General features: G+C 36.3%; 1 pseudogene. It reads right to left on the bottom strand.

Going from position 1 to position 1,069, the window contains the following annotated elements:
- Positions 1 to 36: 36 nt before the first annotated feature.
- A pseudogene (locus ABH968_RS27825) lies at positions 37 to 1,069 on the bottom strand (IS3 family transposase); the annotation flags it as partial.

The following is a 1,069-nucleotide window of genomic DNA, read 5'->3' as shown; positions in this document are numbered from 1 at the left end:
TGAAGTGACCCCTAAAAGTTAGACACGGTTATTTCATTAGGCAGCTTGGGTAAAACGAGTTCGGTATTGCACCGGACTCGTTTTTAATTTTGCCTTAATCCGTTTCGTATTATAGTAATTGATATATTTTTCTAATTCTATTTTAAAATGCTCTACACTTTCAAATTCCCTCATGTAAAGGAATTCAGATTTCATAATTCCAAAGAAATTTTCCATGACAGAGTTGTCGTAACAGTTTCCTTTACGAGACATACTTTGAACAATCTCTCTTGATTCTAAGGCGCGACGATATTTTTCCATTTGATAATGCCAGCCTTGATCGGAATGCATGAGTAGCTGGTGGTGCTCAGGTAAACGTTCGAACGCTTTGTCCAACATATCTGAAACAAGTGAATAGGTTGGTCTAGAGCCAATTGTATACGTGATAATTTCCCCGTTAAATAAATCTAAAACTGGCGATAAATAAAGCTTCTCACCGAATAATTTAAATTCCGTAATGTCTGTTACCCACTTTTCATTTGGGGCGTCTGCTTTAAAATTGCGGTCTAAAATATTTGGCGCAATTTTACCAACTTTTCCTTTATACGATTTATACTTTTTCATACGTACTAAACATTTTAAACCTAACTCTTTCATGATACGTTGCACTTTTTTATGATTCACTTTTTGCCCACGATTCGCTAGCTCGTCACGAATACGGCGATAGCCATAACGCCCTTCATGTTCTTCATAAATCGCCTTTATTTCTGCTTTTAAATCGGCATCTGGATCTGGTCGATTCATACGTTTTACTAAATCATAGTACGTACTTCGTGGAATGCCAGCGAGTTTTACAAGTGCTTTCACCGAATATTTATGCCTTAACTCATAGACTACTTGTGCTTTGTCCTGTTTGGTGATTTTTCCTTGTTTTGAACTAAGGCATTCAACTTTTTTAAATACTCATTTTCCATTTCTAGTTGTTTAATATGTGCTTCAAGTGCTTCGGTAGAGCCTTCGACTGGTGATTGTTTCGATTGTTTATTGAATTCTTTTTTCATGGATGGACGCCCCTTTTTCTTTGATTGAA

Origin of the sequence: Lysinibacillus sp. RC79, from assembly GCF_041262405.1 — a bacterium.
Taxonomy (GTDB): Bacteria; Bacillota; Bacilli; order Bacillales_A; family Planococcaceae; genus Lysinibacillus.
Note: the sequence above shows the minus strand (reverse complement) of the source record. Positions and strands in the feature narration are given on the sequence as shown.